Origin of the sequence: Terribacillus saccharophilus (assembly GCF_002272745.1) — a bacterium.
Classification (GTDB): domain Bacteria; phylum Bacillota; class Bacilli; order Bacillales; family Amphibacillaceae; genus Terribacillus; species Terribacillus saccharophilus_B.
The window spans coordinates 1-2,037 of the sequence record NZ_NPBD01000010.1; the positions used below are offsets into that span (position 1 = coordinate 1).

Below are 2,037 nucleotides of genomic sequence, written 5' to 3' on the forward strand. Positions count from 1 at the left end.
CCTGTTCACTAATCCATTTCCGTACTCTTTCTTTGTTAAACATGATTCAAAAGTATTGCAGTTATTTGTTTAGGCAGTTGAATCATTTAAAGGGTTTTACTGATAAGGCTATCCTGTAATGGACAACAGGCCATATTTACATTAACAATTGATGGTTCGGTCATATGGAAATTAAACCAATTAGTACAGGAATAATTAACATTCATGTCATACCGAAAAGCTTGGCATTTTAAGGATTACTATGACCAATGACGATTGCCTGGAACTGGTCGTTTTTGCCACTATCCGCATGACAATAAAGGGTGCTGCGAGCCATGAATCTGTAAACTAAGTATAAGAAAAATTCAAAAAGTATTGACTTTATTTTTCGCATAATTTATATTTCAACTAACAATTAAATTACCTTATCAAGAGAGGTGGAGGGACTGGCCCTATGATACCTCGGCAGCAGACTTTTATAAAAGCACTGTGCCAAATCCAGCAAGCGTATGCTTGGAAGATAAGAGGAGTATGATAAATGACCGTTTTTTTAACCTCTTCTTACTTAAGGAGAGGTTTTTTTCATGCAGCTAAGTTCTTATCATATTGCGTTACCTCTTGCGACGGGCAAAAGCGTTAGATTTTCGAATGGACTTTTTGAATAAAAATAGAGAGGAAGATCAAAATGGGAACAATTACTGTAAACGAGTCAACGCAATATTTGAAAATTGCATCCATACTGGCTCAAGAATTTGCAAAGGATGCTGCAGAACGTGACAAAGCTGGCGGTACAGCTAAGAAACAACGAGATGCCTTAAGAGAAAGCGGACTGCTAAATCTTCATATTCCTAAAGAATTCGGTGGCGAAGGGCAGCCTTTGTCACTTGTACTTAGAATTGTTCGGGAATTAGCAAAAACGGATGCAGCTCTTGGTCATCTATATGGCTACCATGTCTTTCAAACTGTTTTGCCGCATATTGCGGGTACTGCGAAACAAAAAGAGTATTTCTATACGCAATCAGCAAAAAACAACTGGTTCTGGGGAAACTCGTCCAATCCGATTGAACCTAGTTTAATCGGAAAAAGGCAGGATGACGGTTTTATTGTAAATGGACATAACACTTTCAGCACAGGAGCTAAGGATTCTGATCGTTTAGCTATAACATGGTATGACAATCCTGAAAAAACAACTTTTTACCTTGGGATAATTTCAACTTCTAGAGAAGGTATTACAATCAATGATGATTGGGATGGAATTGGGCAAAGGCAAACAGATAGCGGATCCGTTATATTTGAAAATGTAGTAGTAGAAGCAGATGAAGTTATTGACTTCACGGAATCTAAAGGAACGCCTTTTGCCACTTTTGATGCTATTTTATCGCAGATTGTTTTAGCGAATGTATTCGTAGGTTCTGCAGAAGGAGCATTGGAAGAAGCAAAGAAATATACGATTGAAAAATCCCGACCTTGGTATCTGACAAGCTATGAAAAAGCTATTGATGATCCATATATCCAGCGTAGTTACGGGGAATTTTGGATTGATATTCAGGCGGCAGTTCAGTTAGTGGAAGAAGCCGGCAAAAAAGTAGATGAAGCTTGGGCGAAAGACCGTTTACTCACCAAAGAGGAACGAGGAGAAACTGCTCTTTTAACAGGAGCAGCGAATGCTTTTGGTACTAAGGTTGCCTTGCATGTAACAAGCAATATTTTTCAGGTAATGGGTGCCCGTTCAGCTACTAGAAAAAATAACTTTGATCGGTTTTGGAGAAATGTCCGCACACACTCCCTTCATAATCCCATTGAATATAAACGGAAAAACATAGGACACTGGGTGTTAACTGGGGAGTATCCGACTCCTACTGTATATTCATAAGTACAGTCCTTTTTCCGTTAAAAAAGGTGGCAAGAATCTTTAATAAGGATGCTTTCCACCTTTTATTTTTAATCGAATGATACCTTTCCAGGTACTATAGTAACGAAAATTATGGTAAAATATGGACTTTTGTTATATATGGGCTTTCTTGAACCTCTGATATAATGGTAGGACAATAGCATAGG

General features: G+C 38.1%; 1 protein-coding gene and 1 riboswitch. The gene reads left to right on the plus strand.

The genetic code is table 11. From position 1 onward, the window contains the following. Window positions 1-401 precede the first annotated feature (401 nt). Window positions 402-506: riboswitch (SAM riboswitch) on the plus strand. 158 nt (window positions 507-664) lie between these two features. Next, window positions 665-1,852, plus strand: a complete 1,188-nt coding sequence (locus CHH58_RS12695) for an acyl-CoA dehydrogenase family protein (protein ID WP_095233265.1) — start codon at window positions 665-667, stop codon at window positions 1,850-1,852. Window positions 1,853-2,037: the final 185 nt, after the last annotated feature.